Origin of the sequence: Aeromonas sp. Y318-3 (genome assembly GCF_027706185.1) — a bacterium.
Taxonomy (GTDB): domain Bacteria; phylum Pseudomonadota; class Gammaproteobacteria; order Enterobacterales; family Aeromonadaceae; genus Aeromonas; species Aeromonas veronii.
In genome coordinates, this window is sequence record NZ_JAPDCN010000002.1 from 252,902 (window position 1) to 268,399 (window position 15,498).

Here is a 15,498-nt window from a genome sequence, read left to right on the forward strand (position 1 = left end):
TAATGAAACTTGCCATTATTTCCGACATTCACGGCAGCATCACGGCACTGGATCAGGTGCTGTCACGGTTGGACACCTGGCAGCCCGACCACTACCTGCTGCTCGGCGATCTGCTCAACCATGGCCCGCGCAATCCTCTGCCGGAAGGGTATAACCCGGCCGCTGTGGCCGATCGGCTCAACGAGTTGGCTCCGCAAATCATCGCGGTGCGGGGCAATTGTGATTCCGAAGTAGATCAGATGCTGTTGCGCTTTCCCATCACCGCCCCCTACAACCAGTTGCTGATCGACGAGCGGCGCTGGTTTGTTAGCCACGGCCATCTTTATCGCCCGGACGAGGTTCAGCTACCGCCGGGTAGTCTGTTCCTGAGCGGTCACACCCATGTGCCGGTGCTGGAGTGGCAGGGGGAGCGGGTATTGATGAACCCGGGGTCGATCTGTTTCCCGCGCGGCGAGTTGCCTGCCAGTTACGGGAGCTATGAGGACGGGGTACTGCGCGTCAATGCGTGTGAGGACGGGCGAGAGTTGTTGCGACTGGTGCGTTAAAACGGAGTGCAAAAATGCAAGGCCTGATAAGAGATGTCAGGCCTTGATACCGTAGGAGCGGGTGCCAGAGCGAGTGTTGCCCTTGGCGTCATAGGTCAGGCTGTTGCGATCGCGCAGCTGACTCAGAAAGGTTGCCAGACGACGGTTTGAGACGATGCTCAATTCAAGCAAGCGACCGTTGATATCATTTTGTGCCTGGCAAGCATCCAGTTTTGCACGAAGCTGTGCCATCTCGTCGGGATAGGCTGCCAACTGCAGTGCCAGTTCCGGCATCTCTGCCAGTGTCTTGTCCAGAGTTTCTATCGCAGCAAGCAACTGCTGTTTGCGCTCGGTCAGTGCGGGCAGGGCCAGTGCCTGATGCTGTTCGAGCAAGCTGAACTCCTCTTCCAGAATGCCTTGCATCTGGCTGAGGTAATCATCTTGGGTGTGCAGTAACGAAGGTAAGTCCATCATCCCAGAACTTTGTCCAGATTGGCCTCGAAACTGAACATCTTCTTGGCCACCGCGTCGCTGTTAACCTGATATTCGCCACTCGCGACGGCTTTTTTCAGCCGTTCGACCTTGCTCTCATTGCCTGTCGAGGCGGTATTGAGGTTTTGTTGCATCTTTTGCAATTGTTGCGCCTCACTGGTCAAGGAGACGGAGTCCAGCTTGACAGTAGCCGCTTTGTTTTCGGGCGATGAGGTGACTGACTTGCTGCCTGTCCCCTGGCTATTAGCGGTATTTTGCAACCGATTATTCGCCAAGTTGTTGATATTGTTGATGGCCATTTTAGTTACCTTCGTCTGCTTTAAGGTTTGCTTACCTGTTTATCGGTGCGGCAGATCAAAACTTTAGAAAAAAGTTGTCAAGGATCCGGATTTAAAAAGTGACTGATACGGCACCTACTGCACTGACTTTACCCTCAACGGTTTTGCCGGAGCGAATATTGACGAGTTTGATGATCTCTCCGAAGCTGCCATCTTGCAAGGCTCGGGCCATGGTTTTGATCTGGAAGTTGCTATTTTCTGCCGTCAGGGTGACCTGATCCCCTTTGCACACGACACAAACCTGACTCAAACGGATGGGTTGCCCAGGTTTTAGCTCCCGCTTGCTGCGTACTCCGACAAGAGGGGCTGTGTCAGTCAGGTAGTCGCCGCGGATCAGGGTCTGATCCTGATAGGCCAACACTAGCTGGCTTTCACTCAGCAGGTCCCCCTTGGCGATGGGGTTGGTCACAGTGACATAGGGCTTTTGAATGCTGACCCGCACCGGGAGATAGACGTCCCAGGGCCTCTCTTCCTCACATTTAAGGTAAACTGTTGTATTACGGCGAATTTCCATTTTTGCTGGTAAGCTGATAGTGAGTAGATCTTCGCAGCGGGTCAGTGGGAGCCGTTCATCCAGTGTGGCAGAGGTAACCTCGGCTCTGGCATCCAACGGAATATCCAGCTGGCTGTAAACGAACTCTTGCGCCTTTTCTTGTAGATAAGTAGTGACGTCCGAGGCGTAGCTGGAAGATATGCTGCCAAAAAAGAGGCTGATGAGTAAAAGTCGGTTAATCATTTTCGCTCGTTGGTCGATAAGTTGTTCACGCATATCACCATATTTAACTATGATTGCTTCAGAATCTGTTCGTTGTCACATCGATAGTCTGACGCAATCCATCACGCATGCATTATTAATGCCAAGCGTTTTTAGGGAGTGTTTATGGCCAGTATCCTGGACTCGGTCAACCAACGTACCCAGCTAGTGGGGCAAAACCGGCTGGAGTTGTTGTTGTTTCGCCTCAATGGACGTCAAAGATTTGGCATCAACGTATTCAAAGTGCGTGAAGTGTTGCAGTGTCCCCCCTTGACCGTGATGCCCAAATTGAACTCCTGCATCCGCGGGGTCGCACATATTCGTGGCCAGACTATCTCGGTCATCGATCTCAGCATGGCAGTTGGCAAACGCCCGATAGATGACCTGAGCAAATGCTTCATTATCATCTCCGAGTACAACCGCTCTATTCAGGGATTTCTGGTGCATTCGGTCGAGCGCATCATCAATATGAACTGGGAATCCATCCTTCCTCCGCCCAAAGGTGCGGGTCGCATCAACTACATGACAGCCGTGACTGAAGTCGATGGCGAGCTGGTCGAAATCCTTGATGTTGAGCGGATATTGAACGAAATTTCGCCGGTTGCAACGGATGTGAGTGAGGAGCTGGTTCAGGCCAGTGTCGACCACCCGACTCTGGGGCGTCCTGTTCTTGTTGCGGATGACTCCTCAGTGGCACGCAAACAGGTACAACGTGCGCTTGAGGCTATCGGTGTCGAGTGCGTGTTGGCAAAAGATGGCCGCGAGGCATTGAACATGCTGCTGGAAATGACCAAAAATGGTCCTATCAAGGATCAGGTTGCGCTGGTTATTTCGGATATCGAAATGCCGGAAATGGATGGCTATACCTTCACTGCCGAGATCCGGAATAATCCCAATCTCAAGGATTTGCATGTTATTCTGCATACCTCGCTCAGTGGAGTATTCAACCAGGCAATGGTGCAGAAAGTTGGTGCGAACAATTTTATCGCCAAGTTCCAGCCTGATGAATTGGCCAAGGCCGTACAAAACGCACTCTAATAAAGAAGAACAGCTGCATGAAGACACTTTCGGACGACTTATACAAACAGTTCAGCAACTTTCTGGCGGTACAGAGCGGAATTGTGCTGGGGGATAACAAACAGTATCTGGTGAAGAGCCGTCTTTCACCTTTGATGGCTCAGTTTGGCATCGAGAGTCTGTCTGATCTGGTTACCCGTGCAATGAGTGTGCGAGAGCGTGACCTGAAAATGGCCGTAGTAGATGCCATGACGACCAACGAGACCCTCTGGTTTCGTGATACTTACCCGTTTCAGCTTCTTACTGACAAGATTTTCCCCGAGTTGGGGAAAAGTGGCCGCCCCATCAAGATCTGGTCGGCTGCATCCTCGTCAGGTCAGGAGCCCTATTCCATTGCCATGACGGCACTGGAGCAGCAGATGAAAAAGCCGGGGACCTTGCCTGGTGGCGTGCAGATTGTCGGGACGGATATTTCGACGACCATGCTCAATCAGTGTAAGGAAGGCGTTTACGATAGCCTTGCTCTGGCACGCGGTTTGTCACCGGAGCGCAAGAAGATGTTTTTTGAGCCTTACGGTGACAACAAGATGCGGGTTGCCGAGCGAGTCAGAAAATTGACCACCTTCCGGCCACTCAACTTGCTGGAGAGTTATAGTCTGCTCGGCAAGTTTGACATTATCTTTTGCCGTAACGTGCTCATCTATTTTGCGCCGGAAGTGAAATCGAAGATCCTCAACCAGTTTGCTGCCAGTCTCAATCCCGGTGGATATCTGATGCTGGGAGCGTCGGAGTCACTGGCCGGGTTGACCGATCGGTTTGAGATGATCCGCTGTAATCCGGGGATTGTCTACAAGGTCAAATAGGCCTGATGCCCAGGATATTCGGGGTTTTACCGGATATTGCCAGTTCATGCAAAGAGGGAAGCTACGAGCTTCCCTCTTTCTTTATCTACTGCTCGGTCTTTCTATTTACCTACCATATCTCGCCACTGCAAAGTGGTTAAAACCTTAAGGTGGCCAAATGATGCCGTCTGACTCAAGGCACGAGATGCTCCTGCCGTTTTGGTCTGAACTGTGCTCATACCCAAACCATCGAACTGAGTGATTTGCTTATGGCACACCTCTTGCAAACAAAATAAACCAAGCAGGAGGTGTGCTATGGCTCTTTCATTTGACAAGGCATTCGGTGTGCATCAACACACCATAAGCGTTCGCGCCAAGCGTGCTGAGGTGCTTTCCAGCAATATTGCCAACGCAGATACCCCGGGCTTCAAAGCCAGGGATATCAATTTTGCTCAGGCATTGCAGGAGGCCCAGTCGCATCAGGGGTTTGGTTTGGCAACGACCAGCGAAAAGCACTTTGCCTTGAATATGGACGCCCCAGGTACCGTGCAATATCGCAACCCGCTGCAACCGGATACCGGTGACGGCAATACAGTCGATGTGCAGCAGGAGCGCAGCGAATTTCTGCGCAATAGCCTCGAATATCAAACCTCCCTTGAATTTATGAATAGCAAGATCAGTGGCCTGCTCAAGGCCCTGAAAGGAGAGCAGTGATGAGTTTGTTCAAGGTCTTTGACATAGCAGGCTCGGCTATGAGCGCACAGTCAGTGCGCCTCAACACGGTTGCCAGCAACATGGCCAATGCGGACAGCGTCAGCTCCAGTGTGGAAAATACTTACCACGCCAGGCGGCCAGTCTTTGCCGCCCAGCTCGATCAGGCGATGTCTGACAAGCAGGGCTCGGTCGGGGTTGAGGTGAAGGGGATTGTCGAGAGCAAGGCGCCACTACTCAAGGAGTACAACCCCAACCACCCGATGGCGGATAAAGACGGTTTTATCTTCAAGCCAAACGTCAACATGGTTGAAGAGATGGCCGACATGATCAATGCCTCGCGCAGCTACCAGACCAACGTACAGGTTGCAGATTCGGCCAAGAAGATGCTGCAGCAGACGCTCCAGCTTGGCAAGTCCTGATAGGAGGGATGCAGCATGGTCGATACAACCAATAATGTGAACGGCATCAGCCGTACCACGACCCAGACGACAGGCACAACCACGACGCCCAAGAAAGAGCTGGATCAAGCTTCTTTTCTGAAGCTGCTGACCATGCAGCTGTCGTATCAGGATCCTTTCAAGCCAGTTGATAACGCCCAGATGCTCTCCCAGATGACATCCATGTCGACTTCTGAGGGGATCAATAGCTTGTCCACCCAGATGGGCAATCTCAATACTCTGATGACATCTAGTCAGGCGCTGCAAGCCTCTGCACTGGTCGGACAAAATGTGCTGCTCCCTAGCAATATCGGTTATTTGGAGAAAGATGGGTCCATATCCGGGGTTGTGGCTGTCGGTGTCGAGAACAAGTATTCGAATGTGAAAATCACGGTGGAAGATGAAAAGGGTCCGGTGATAAAGGAGTTTCCTCTGGAAGGTGATTTACGCGGCAATGTTGAATTTGCTTGGGATGGTAAAGACAAGAGTGGCAATCCGGCCAAGCCTGGAAAATACGTGATTAAAGCTAACGGCACCATGGATGGAAAGTCGGAGAGCATCTCGGCCCTGACCTATGGCAAGGTTGATAGTGTGGTCCTGGGGAACGGAACCAACCCGACTCAACTTAATCTGAGAGGTCTAGGCACTACAACGCTTAACAGTATCCTGCAAATTTCAGGATCTAATCAGAACAAACCAACAACTCAGTCAAAAACCACGTCGACAGCATCGATCTAAGGAGCTGGATATGTCATTTAACAATGCCTTGAGCGGTGTCAACGCGGCACAAAAAGACTTGAACGTCACCGCCAACAACATTGCCAACGTTAACACCATGGGCTTTAAGGAGTCCCGAGCCGAGTTTGCGGATGTCTATGCCAACTCCATCTTTGTCAACGCCAAGACCCAGGTCGGTAATGGTGTGGCGACCGGTGCGGTTGCCCAGCAGTTCCATCAGGGGGCGCTGCAATTTACCAATAACGCACTAGACTTGGCGATTCAGGGGAATGGATTCTTTGTGACCTCCGATGGCCTGACCAACCTGGATCGCACCTATACTCGTGCCGGTGCCTTCAAGCTCAATGAAAACAGTTATATGGTCAACAATCAGGGCCATTATCTGCAAGGCTATGAGGTGAACGTTGATGGAACGCCAAAAGCGGTGAGCATAAACGCAACCAAGCCTATCCAGATCCCGGATCGGGCAGGGGAGCCGAAACAAACAACCAAGATTGAAGCCAGCTTCAATCTGAAGTCTGATTCAACCCCGTTGGCTGCAGGTAACACTGCTGCAGACGCCTCCATTTTTGATCCGATCAATAATCCTAAAAGTTATGCCTCATCTACATCGGTCACTATTTATGATTCATTGGGTTCTCCTCATGTGATCACACAATATTTTGTCAAGGAAGCTGACCCAGCTGATGTGACAAAGCCTGCCAACCCTACCGCTTGGCGTATGTACATGTATGAGGGGGATAAACCCATTGATGTTGCGGGGGGGGTTCCAACAACGATGGCGGCTGGTGTGACTCCTGTTCCACCGCTTGCCGCACGCATCACCTTTGGTGCTGATGGCAAGATGGTGACGCCAACAACACCGGCAACCATCAAGACAGAACAATTGGGGGTCGCGCCCCCGGCAGGTGCTGGCATTATCACCAACGGCGCAGATCCCACCCAGGAAGTTGAGATTCAACTTGGCACTGTGACTCAGTATTCTTCTCCGTTTGAAGTCAACAAGTTGACTCAAGATGGCTCTACTGTCGGCCGTTTGACCAAGGTGGAGATCACGCCAGACGGGATTGTCTCTGCTACCTATAGTAATGCCACCACACTCAAGGTCGCTATGGTTGCCATGGCAAAATTTGCCAACTCGCAAGGATTGACTCAGGTTGGCGATACCTCCTGGCGACAGTCTCTGCTCTCTGGTGATGCCTTGCCGGGGACGCCAAACTCAGGGACATTTGGCACCATCAAATCATCGGCGCTGGAGCAGTCCAACGTGGATTTGACCTCCGAGCTGGTGGACCTGATCACTGCTCAGCGTAACTTCCAGGCCAACTCCCGTTCTCTGGAGGTCAACAGTTCGCTGCAGCAGACCATCCTGCAGATCCGTTAATCGCGCAATAAATGATAATGAGAGGGGGCTTGGCCCCCTCTCTGTTTCTGTCGCATTCCCATCCTTATCCCCCCATATTTCTGCTGTTGGCACTCTAATTGCATTTCTCCTGTCAGAGTCATCTGTTTGACGGAGAATTCCATGGATCACCTGCTTTATATCGCCATGTCCGGGGCCAAAGAGACCATGAACAGCCTGGCTGTTCGGGGCAACAACCTCGCCAATGCCAATACCACCGGTTTCAAGTCCGATTTCGAGCAGGCCAGAAGCATGCAGGCGTTCGGAGAGGGCTTGCCAAGCCGGGTGTTTGCCATGGCTGAGCGCCCGGGGCAGAACCTGCAGCATGGCATGCTGATGACCACCGGACGGGATTTGGACGTGGCGGTGGATGGTCCTGGCTGGATTGCCGTGCAGGATCCCAAGGGCGGTGAGGCCTATACCCGCATGGGGAATTTGCAGGTCAATGCGACCGGCAACTTGCAGACCTCGACCGGTCTGAATGTGGTGGATGACGGCGGTCAGCCCATCGTGTTGCCGATGCCGATGGAGAAACTCGAGATCAATCGGGATGGCACCATCAGCGGTCGTCCTGAGGGGGCTGCCGCCAACTTGCCGGAAGATTTTCAGCGGATCAAGCTGGTCAACCCGGCCGCCGATGCGGTGGAGAAGGGGCAAGATGGTCTGTTTCGCCGCAAAGATGGCCAGAATGAACCCGCCTCTGCCAATGTCGGCCTGATTGCCGGCTCCCTTGAGGGGAGCAACGTCAATGTGGTGGATGAGATGACCAACCTGATCCGGCTGCAACGCCAGTTCGAAACCCAAGTCAAAATCATGAAGACGGCCGAAGAGAATGATGAAGCTCAAACCCAACTGCTGCGAATCAGCTAATCAAGGAGTTACACTATGAATCCTGCACTCTGGATCAGCAAGACCGGGTTGGATGCACAGCAGACCAATATTTCGGTCACCTCGAACAACCTGGCGAACGCCAGCACCGTGGGCTTCAAAAAGTCACGGGCCATCTTTGAAGATCTGCTTTATCAAAACATCAATCAGCCCGGTGGCCGCTCCTCTGCCGATACCGAGCTCCCCTCCGGCTTGATGCTGGGGGCGGGTGCCAAGGTGGTGGCGACCCAGAAAAACCACAGCCAGGGTAACGTGCAAACCACTGACAACTCGCTCGATCTGATGATCAGTGGTCGTGGCTACTTTGAAATTCAGCTGCCGGATGGCAGTGCGGCCTATACCCGCAACGGTCAGTTCACCCTCAACGATGAAGGGACCATAGTGACCCCGGGTAATGGCTACCCGCTGCAACCGGAAATCCAGATCCCGGAAAACGCCCAGAGCGTTACGGTGGGTGAAGATGGCCAGGTCTCGGTGCAGCTCAAGGGGGATGGCGCTTCTCAGGTAGTCGGTCAGATCAACATCTCCGACTTCGTCAACGCCAGCGGCTTGCAGCCGATGGGGGAGAACATGTTTGTCGAGACCCAATCCAGTGGTGCTGCCGCTCAGGGGACTGCCGGTGCCGATGGCTTGGGGGTGATCAAGCAGGGGATGCTGGAGACTTCCAACGTCAACGTGACCGAAGAGCTGGTGAACCTCATTCAGGCTCAGCGGGTCTACGAGATGAACTCCAAGGTGCTCTCCGCCGTGGACGGCATGATGTCCTTCCTGATCCAGCGTACCTAATTAGGAGGTGCATGATGAAAGCCGTATGGATGCTGGGATTGTTGGTGCTGGGAGGGTGTAGCAGCACTCCCAATACGCCCAAGCCTGATGATCCCGAGTTTTCCCCCGTCTACGGGGAGTCGGAGCCGGTGTCGGTGCGACCGACAGGGGCGATTTTCCAGCCGGATCAGGTCAATGGCATCTATTCGGATATCAAGGCACACAAGGTAGGTGACATCATTACCATCGAGTTGTCGGAGTCGACCTCTGCCTCGAAAAAGGCCAATACCCAGAGTGGCAAGAATAACAAGTTCAATCTGGACCCGGTCAAGTTGGGTGGCGTGCCCGTGACCGCCAGCCCCTATGATCTCTCAGCCTCCATTGCTCAAGACAGCGCGTTCAAGGGCCAGGCCAAGGCGGATCAGAGCAACAGCCTGCAGGGCAATATTTCGGTCAGCGTGGCCAAGGTACTGCCCAACGGCAATCTGGTGGTGCGCGGTGAGAAGTGGATCATGCTCAACAATGGCAATGAATATATCCGGATCACCGGCCTTATTCGCCCGGAGGATGTGACGTCTGATAACAGCGTTTCGTCCCAGAAAGTGGCCAATGCCCGCATTTACTACGGTGGTACCGGCGATCTGGCCAATAGCCAGGAGCAAGGGTGGCTTACCAGCTTTTTCAATGGTCCCTGGTGGCCGCTCTAGGAGATGTTATGAAGTCACTCCGTCTTGTCACTCTGCTTTGCTGCCTGCTGCCCTTGGGTGTGGCCAATGCGGCCCGGATCAAGGACATCAGCTCGGTTGAAGGGGTGCGTAACAACCAGCTGATTGGTTACGGTCTGGTGGTGGGGTTGCCCGGTACTGGCGAGAAGAACAACGCCTTCACCGAGCAGACCTTCCGTACCATGCTCAACAATTTTGGCATCAAGGTGCCGGATAACATCAAGCCCAAGATCAAGGATGTGGCTCCGGTGGCGATCCATGCCGACCTGCCCCCCTTCTCCAAGCCGGGCCAGACCATCGATGTGACGGTCTCTGCCATTGGCGAGGCCAAGAGCCTGCGGGGCGGCACTCTGCTGCAGAGCTTCCTGAAAGGGCTCGATGGGCGGGTTTATGCGGTCGCCCAGGGCAGTCTGGTGGTCGGTGGTCTGGGGGCCGAGGGGGCTGATGGTTCCAAGGTGGTGATCAATACCCCGACCGTCGGGCGGATTGCTAACGGTGCAACTGTGGAGCGAGAGGTGCCCAACTCCTTCAGTCAGGGGGACACCATCACCTTCAACCTTAACCGCCCAGACTTTACTACGGCGCGCCGTCTGGCCGATGTGGTCAACGATCTGGTGGGGCCCAATACCGCTCAGGCGCTCGATGCTACCTCGGTCAAGGTCTATGCCCCGCGGGATCCGGGTCAGCGCGTCTCCTATCTCGCCACCATCGAGAATCTGGAGGTGGATCCGGCCAACGAGGCGGCCAAGATCATCGTTAACTCCCGCACTGGCACCATAGTGATCGGCAGTCAGGTCAAGCTCAAACCGGCGGCCATCAGCCACGGCGGGTTGACGGTGACCATCGCCGAAAACCAGCAGGTCTCCCAGCCCAACCCGTTGGCGGGAGGAGAGACGACGGTGACCAACAACTCGACCATCAATGTCCAGCAGGAGCCGGGGCGGATGTTCAAGTTTGATACCGGTGCGACCCTGGACGATTTGGTCCGGGCGGTCAATCAGGTCGGGGTCGCCCCCGGTGATTTGATGGCCATCCTTGAGGCGCTGCAGCAGGCAGGCGCCATCGAGGGGCAACTGGTCATATTGTAACAAGCGGCAAGTGGTTGCCACGGGTGGCAATGAGGTAAGCAAAATGGCGGAGTTTGACAGCAACAGCGGCATGAATCTCGGGATGGTACAGGACATCAAGAACCTGGATCGTCTGCGCCAGATGAGCCAAAGCAAAGAGGGACAGGCCGAAGCGCTCAAGAGTGCGTCACGCCAGTTCGAGTCAATCTTTACCCAGATGCTGTTTCAGAGCATGCGTCAGGCCAACGGGGTGTTGACTCAGGACAACCCGATGAACAGCAGCTATACCCAGTTCTATGAAGGGATGCTGGATGAGCAGCGGGTTGCCGACATGTCCAGCAAGGGGGGGCTGGGATTGGCTGACATGGTGGCCAAGCAGCTCTCTCCCGAGACCTTTACCCATCAGGATGGGCGGGTGCTCAAGATGCCGCAGCGCACCGAACGGACCTACAAACCCTATCAGCCCCCCACGGCGGCGGCCGATGATTTGATCGCGGCATCAAAAGTTGGCAAAGATTTTGCTGAAAAAGAGATGACCGAGGGGGTCAAGGAGAGCCACGCACTCACTATGCCCCGTCGACCACACCGTAGCATTCCGCCCATGGGACGCATGGCCAGCGAAGAGAGCAGTGCCACTGGTAGTGGGAGCAAGGAGTTCGATACGCCGGAAGAGTTCGTCAATCGCCTGATGCCGCTGGCCAAGAAAGCGGCCGACAAGTTGGGGTTAAGCCCGGCGGTACTGGTCGCTCAGGCGGCACTGGAGAGCGGTTGGGGCAAGCGGGTGATCAAGGATGGCGAGGGGCAGGTGACCCATAACCTGTTTGGCATCAAGGCCGATCCGCGCTGGGAAGGGCCAAAGGCGGTGGTCAGCACGCTCGAGTATGAGCAAGGCGTCGCCTCCCGCCAGAAAGCGGCATTTCGCTCCTATGAGTCGTTTGAAGAGAGCTTCAACGACTACGTGGACTTCCTCACTTCCGGCTCTCGCTACAAGGGAGCCCTGGCGAAGGTGGATAGTCCTGATCGCTACTTTGAGGCGCTGCAACAGGCGGGTTATGCCACCGACCCGCACTACGCCAGAAAATTGAAACAGGTATTGCGCAGTGATGCCATTGCCCAATACAACGAGATGGAGCTGTAACGTATGGCAAGCGACCTGCTTGGGATTGGTTCATCGGGCGTGCTGGCACAGCAACGCCTGCTGCAGACCACCAGTAACAACATAGTGAACGTCAATAGCCAGGGCTATGTGCGTGAGCGTACGCTGGTGTATACCAATACCATCGGTCTGGGGACCGGTGACATCAAGACCCAGCGGGTAATCAACGACTATATGCAGGGGGAGGTGCGCCGTGATACCTCTGCCTATCATGCATCCCTGACCCATTATGAACAGCTGGCTGGTGTTGACAGCTTGCTGGGGGATACCAGCAACAGCGTGGGGGCGGCCATCACCTCCTACTTCAAGTCATTTCACTCTGCCAATGAATCGCCTGCCGAGATCGGTGGGCGCAAGGTGGTGATGACGGAGTTGAGTGGCATGGTCAACCGTTTTCATACCCTCTCGGCGCAGCTCGACAAGCAGAGCGATACCCTCAACACCCGCATTGAAGATGAAACCAAGCAGGTCAACAGCCTGCTCACCAGCATCAATGATCTTAATCAGGCCATCATCCGCACCCAGGGGTCACCCGAAGAGAACCTGATGCTGTTTGATCAGCGGGATGAGGCGATCCGCCAGCTGTCGGAGAAGATGGATATTCGCACCGTAGCCCAACCCAACGGCAGCATGCTGGTCAATATGAGCACCGGCCATTCGCTTATCCTCGATGGGGGCGTCGCCCAGTTCAAGGTGATTGCAGGAGATCCTGACTCCCGGGATCAGGAGCTGCAGCTGACCCTGGGGGCGAACAAGGCAACCATCGATCACGATACGTTTGGTGGTGCCATGGGGGGGCTGTTCAAGGCGCGTACCGACCTTGAGCCGACCAAGCGCGAACTGGGGCAGCTGGCCGTGGCGATGGCGGATGCGATGAACCAGCAGAACCGCCTCGGGATGGATCTGGATAACGAGATTGGCGGCGATATCTTCACCCTGCCTACCAGCAAGGGCTTACCCTACGGCAATAACACCGGGACGGTCGGGGCGAATGTCAGCTTCGTGCCGGGCAAGGGGACATCAGTGACCCCGTTTGATTACGAAGTGCAATTTAGCAGCGCTACCGGTTATGAGGTGTTCTCGCTGGACAAGTCTGGTAATCGAACTTCTGTGGCGACTGGCACGACCCCTCCTGCAACGTTTGAACTCACGGGTCATGGCATTTCAATCGATCTCACCGGTGCGCCGGCTGCGGGTGACAGACTGTTGCTGCAACCGACCAAAAGTGCGGCCGCCGGTCTGGGTCAGCTGATCACCCGACCGGAAGATTTGGCCCTGGCCTCTCCGCTTAAAGCGGAAAAGACCACCAATAATGGCGGCGGGGCTGATATCAAACTGGGTGGTGTATTCAATACAGGTGCGGGGTCAGGTTTTGGTACCAATAGTCTGAGCCCGACAGCGCCTCAGGTGGTCAAAATCGATGCCAGTGGTAACTATCAGGTGTTTCAAGCCGATGGTACTACTCTGATAGGTACGGCCCCTGCGAGCAGCAAGGGGCAAAACCTGATGTCTGCGATCGTCAACCCTTTCCCCGCCGGAGCTGCAGTCTATGCCAACCCGAAACAGGCCCCCGGCTACGAGTTCAGCATCACCGGCACGGTGGATGCCGGTGACAGCTTCAAGCTCAGTTACAACAGCAATGGCTTTGCCGATAACAGCAATGGCCTGGTTCTGGCCGAGCTGCAAAACAAGGATCTGGTGCGCAAGAGTACCAATGGCGGGACGACCAACGACAAGATGACCTTCAATCAGGCCTATTCCGGGTTGGTGATGGAAGTGGGTAACAATACCAGTCAGGCAAAAACGCTGCTCAAGGCCAATGAGTCCAAGCTTATCCAGAGCACCGGCATCTTTGAAAGCGTGTCAGGGGTCAATCTGGAGGAGGAGGCGGCCAATCTGATCCGCTTCCAGCAATCCTATGCGGCATCGGCGCAAATCGTCAGCACGGCCAAAACCATTTTCGATACACTGCTCTCTTCCGTGAGGTAATGTCATGCGCATCACCACCAACATGATCTACGACCGGAATATCTATTCCCTCAACAGCGCCAACGAGCGGTTGAATACTGCCTATCAACAGCTGCAAACCGGCAATAAATTTCAGACTGCCGGAGAAGATCCTGCGGGGATGAGCCAGAAAATGGCTCTGACCAAGGAGATTGACCTGTTCAAGCAGTACAGTGTCAATGGCAGCTTGCTGGAAAACAGCCTGGGGCATGAAGAGACAGTATTGGATTCTCTTAATACAGCAATGCTCAGTGCCCAGACCCTGATCCAGAAGTCAAATAACGGCTCGATCAGTGACGATGATCGCAAGGCCATCGCCAGCGAGCTTGAAGGGTTGCAGCAGCAGATGTTCGACCTGATGAATAGCAAAAACTCATCGGGTGAATTTATATTTGGTGGCAATCAGAGCAAGACCCAGCCATATATAAAAGACGTCAACGGAAAATATATTTATCAGGGTGATCCAGGTCAGCGAAATATTCAGGTCTCACCCACAGTACAAATCGCTGCCAATGATTCAGGGCAGGATCTGTTTGAAATCGTGGCGACCAGAAGAACCGCCAGTGCAACCACCGCAAATATCAAGGTCGGGATAGGCGATCAGGGTAACTTTGATAATTTCTATAAGTCCAATTATAACTCGGCACTGCCCAGCAACACCTATACCGTATCAACCACCATAGGTCCGCCTGATACCTATGATATCAAGGATGCCGGTGGCAATACGTTGCAAACGGGTAACTACACTGCTGGCACCAAGATCCCCTTTAATGGTCTGGAGTTGACCCTTGATTTGCCTGCAGGTGGTGCGGCTCAGCAGTTTGACCTTAATCCACCGAAGAATGACAACATATTGAATGGTATGTCGGAATTTATTACGGCTCTGCGAGATCCGGCTATTTCTGCCGAGACCTTCGAGCAGAAAATAGCCGATGCCACCGTTCATATGAAAAATGCCCGCCTGAATATCGATCATGGGTTGGGTGAGTTGGGCGGCCGGATGAACAGTCTGGAACAGGCTATGGGCTCCAATGAGGGATTGAGTACCCTCAACGCCGAGGCGAGAGCCAAGGTATCGGAAGCGGATCTCTATGAAGTGATTTCCGCGCTGTCAAAAGAGGATGCGGCATTGAGTGCCTCGCAACTCTCTTTCAGCAAAATAAGCCGTCTGACATTATTTGACTATATTCGCTAATTAAAGAAGGGCCCCTTTGGGGCCTTTTCTTTTGTCCAGACTATGAAAATTGGTTCCGTGTCATCTCCTGCCAATTGTAACAAGCTGTTGCCGTTGCCAATTTAATGGTGGTTGCGGGGTTGACCTCCCTGCGGGATTGGATAATCATGCCGCCCGCACAACTGAGGGTTGTGCGAATTATTTGCAGCATCTCGTTAGGCGAGGCTCCTGTATAAACACAGGCCACTGATCTCACGACGTCCAGAGACGCCCAAGATCAGGACAGTTTTCATCGGATTAAGGTGTAAACCCAAGTGGCTTCCGGCATGCCGGATACGTTATACAGTGCTAAAGCTGGTACGTGGGGATGATGACACGCCGAACGGCGTCATTTCCTGCCTATTACTCGTCAATCAAATTGCTGTTTTCTTGTCGTTGCCTCCGGCTATTTCCGGAGG

The 15,498-nt window shown here is 54.0% G+C and carries 17 protein-coding genes and 1 riboswitch; of the genes, 14 read left to right on the forward strand and 3 right to left on the reverse strand.

All coding sequences use genetic code 11. From position 1 onward, the window contains the following. The first annotated feature begins 2 nt into the window (after positions 1-2). Positions 3-545 (forward strand): phosphodiesterase, encoded by a 543-nt coding sequence (gene yfcE, locus OKB77_RS03645; protein ID WP_270816938.1) that lies wholly within the window; start codon positions 3-5, stop codon positions 543-545. Positions 546-581: 36 nt separating this feature from the next. On the opposite strand, the gene OKB77_RS03650 is transcribed toward yfcE, so the two are convergent. The 3 genes from OKB77_RS03650 to flgA form a co-directional block, all read right to left on the reverse strand. Next, positions 582-998 (reverse strand): flagella synthesis protein FlgN, encoded by a 417-nt coding sequence (locus OKB77_RS03650; protein WP_040066163.1) that lies wholly within the window; start codon positions 996-998, stop codon positions 582-584. Continuing rightward, positions 995-1,315 (reverse strand): flagellar biosynthesis anti-sigma factor FlgM, encoded by a 321-nt coding sequence (gene flgM, locus OKB77_RS03655; protein ID WP_005334177.1) that lies wholly within the window; start codon positions 1,313-1,315, stop codon positions 995-997. Before flgM ends, OKB77_RS03650 begins: the two co-directional genes overlap by 4 nt. Positions 1,316-1,406: 91 nt before the next feature. Beyond that, a complete protein-coding gene (gene flgA / locus OKB77_RS03660; protein ID WP_005334175.1) occupies positions 1,407-2,090 on the reverse strand; it encodes a flagellar basal body P-ring formation chaperone FlgA in 684 nt (227 codons plus the stop codon). Between the two features lie 144 nt (positions 2,091-2,234). Between flgA and OKB77_RS03665 the strand changes: the two genes are divergently transcribed. From OKB77_RS03665 to flgL, 13 genes are all read left to right on the forward strand, one after another. Beyond that, on the forward strand, positions 2,235-3,146 hold the full coding sequence (locus tag OKB77_RS03665) for a chemotaxis protein CheV (protein ID WP_005334174.1): 912 nt from the start codon (positions 2,235-2,237) through the stop codon (positions 3,144-3,146). Between the two features lie 17 nt (positions 3,147-3,163). Continuing rightward, positions 3,164-3,988, forward strand: a complete 825-nt coding sequence (locus OKB77_RS03670) for a CheR family methyltransferase (protein ID WP_005350656.1) — start codon at positions 3,164-3,166, stop codon at positions 3,986-3,988. 294 nt (positions 3,989-4,282) lie between these two features. Further along, entirely contained in the window at positions 4,283-4,681 is a 399-nt protein-coding gene (flgB, locus tag OKB77_RS03675) for a flagellar basal body rod protein FlgB (protein WP_005334169.1), read from the forward strand. Continuing rightward, positions 4,681-5,100 carry a flagellar basal body rod protein FlgC gene (flgC, locus tag OKB77_RS03680; protein WP_005350658.1) on the forward strand — a complete coding sequence of 140 codons (420 nt, stop codon included), beginning with the start codon at positions 4,681-4,683 and terminating at the stop codon, positions 5,098-5,100. Before flgB ends, flgC begins: the two co-directional genes overlap by 1 nt. A gap of 15 nt (positions 5,101-5,115) precedes the next feature. Further along, complete coding sequence (locus OKB77_RS03685; RefSeq protein ID WP_270816939.1) at positions 5,116-5,856, forward strand: flagellar hook assembly protein FlgD; 741 nt, start codon at positions 5,116-5,118, stop codon at positions 5,854-5,856. A 10-nt stretch (positions 5,857-5,866) separates the two neighbouring features. Then, positions 5,867-7,240, forward strand: coding sequence for a flagellar hook protein FlgE (gene flgE / locus OKB77_RS03690; RefSeq protein ID WP_042080196.1), 1,374 nt, complete (start codon positions 5,867-5,869; stop codon positions 7,238-7,240). Positions 7,241-7,381: 141 nt separating this feature from the next. Further along, the gene (gene flgF, locus OKB77_RS03695) at positions 7,382-8,128 is read left to right on the forward strand and encodes a flagellar basal-body rod protein FlgF (RefSeq protein WP_005334159.1); all 747 of its coding nucleotides are present in this window, start codon (positions 7,382-7,384) and stop codon (positions 8,126-8,128) included. 15 nt (positions 8,129-8,143) lie between these two features. After that, positions 8,144-8,932 (forward strand): flagellar basal-body rod protein FlgG, encoded by a 789-nt coding sequence (gene flgG, locus OKB77_RS03700; RefSeq protein WP_005334158.1) that lies wholly within the window; start codon positions 8,144-8,146, stop codon positions 8,930-8,932. A gap of 14 nt (positions 8,933-8,946) precedes the next feature. After that, complete coding sequence (gene flgH, locus OKB77_RS03705) at positions 8,947-9,618, forward strand: flagellar basal body L-ring protein FlgH (protein ID WP_005350662.1); 672 nt, start codon at positions 8,947-8,949, stop codon at positions 9,616-9,618. Positions 9,619-9,626: 8 nt separating this feature from the next. Next, positions 9,627-10,724 (forward strand): flagellar basal body P-ring protein FlgI, encoded by a 1,098-nt coding sequence (locus tag OKB77_RS03710; RefSeq protein ID WP_005350664.1) that lies wholly within the window; start codon positions 9,627-9,629, stop codon positions 10,722-10,724. A gap of 43 nt (positions 10,725-10,767) precedes the next feature. Beyond that, on the forward strand, positions 10,768-11,841 hold the full coding sequence (gene flgJ / locus OKB77_RS03715; protein WP_139742862.1) for a flagellar assembly peptidoglycan hydrolase FlgJ: 1,074 nt from the start codon (positions 10,768-10,770) through the stop codon (positions 11,839-11,841). Positions 11,842-11,844: 3 nt separating this feature from the next. Continuing rightward, complete coding sequence (locus tag OKB77_RS03720) at positions 11,845-13,848, forward strand: FlgK family flagellar hook-associated protein (protein ID WP_201951519.1); 2,004 nt, start codon at positions 11,845-11,847, stop codon at positions 13,846-13,848. Positions 13,849-13,852: 4 nt separating this feature from the next. Then, positions 13,853-15,061, forward strand: coding sequence for a flagellar hook-associated protein FlgL (gene flgL / locus OKB77_RS03725; protein WP_270816940.1), 1,209 nt, complete (start codon positions 13,853-13,855; stop codon positions 15,059-15,061). Positions 15,062-15,244: 183 nt separating this feature from the next. Next, positions 15,245-15,414: riboswitch (M-box (ykoK) riboswitch) on the forward strand. Positions 15,415-15,498: the final 84 nt, after the last annotated feature.

Bases quoted from the DNA above. Each gene is read 5' to 3' on its own strand.
- yfcE (WP_270816938.1), top strand. From the start codon at position 3: ATGAAACTTGCCATTATTTCCGACATTCACGGCAGCATCACGGCACTG.
- OKB77_RS03650 (WP_040066163.1), bottom strand. From the start codon at position 998: ATGATGGACTTACCTTCGTTACTGCACACCCAAGATGATTACCTCAGC.
- flgM (WP_005334177.1), bottom strand. From the start codon at position 1,315: ATGGCCATCAACAATATCAACAACTTGGCGAATAATCGGTTGCAAAAT.
- flgA (WP_005334175.1), bottom strand. From the start codon at position 2,090: ATGATTAACCGACTTTTACTCATCAGCCTCTTTTTTGGCAGCATATCT.
- OKB77_RS03665 (WP_005334174.1), top strand. From the start codon at position 2,235: ATGGCCAGTATCCTGGACTCGGTCAACCAACGTACCCAGCTAGTGGGG.
- OKB77_RS03670 (WP_005350656.1), top strand. From the start codon at position 3,164: ATGAAGACACTTTCGGACGACTTATACAAACAGTTCAGCAACTTTCTG.
- flgB (WP_005334169.1), top strand. From the start codon at position 4,283: ATGGCTCTTTCATTTGACAAGGCATTCGGTGTGCATCAACACACCATA.
- flgC (WP_005350658.1), top strand. From the start codon at position 4,681: ATGAGTTTGTTCAAGGTCTTTGACATAGCAGGCTCGGCTATGAGCGCA.
- OKB77_RS03685 (WP_270816939.1), top strand. From the start codon at position 5,116: ATGGTCGATACAACCAATAATGTGAACGGCATCAGCCGTACCACGACC.
- flgE (WP_042080196.1), top strand. From the start codon at position 5,867: ATGTCATTTAACAATGCCTTGAGCGGTGTCAACGCGGCACAAAAAGAC.
- flgF (WP_005334159.1), top strand. From the start codon at position 7,382: ATGGATCACCTGCTTTATATCGCCATGTCCGGGGCCAAAGAGACCATG.
- flgG (WP_005334158.1), top strand. From the start codon at position 8,144: ATGAATCCTGCACTCTGGATCAGCAAGACCGGGTTGGATGCACAGCAG.
- flgH (WP_005350662.1), top strand. From the start codon at position 8,947: ATGAAAGCCGTATGGATGCTGGGATTGTTGGTGCTGGGAGGGTGTAGC.
- OKB77_RS03710 (WP_005350664.1), top strand. From the start codon at position 9,627: ATGAAGTCACTCCGTCTTGTCACTCTGCTTTGCTGCCTGCTGCCCTTG.
- flgJ (WP_139742862.1), top strand. From the start codon at position 10,768: ATGGCGGAGTTTGACAGCAACAGCGGCATGAATCTCGGGATGGTACAG.
- OKB77_RS03720 (WP_201951519.1), top strand. From the start codon at position 11,845: ATGGCAAGCGACCTGCTTGGGATTGGTTCATCGGGCGTGCTGGCACAG.
- flgL (WP_270816940.1), top strand. From the start codon at position 13,853: ATGCGCATCACCACCAACATGATCTACGACCGGAATATCTATTCCCTC.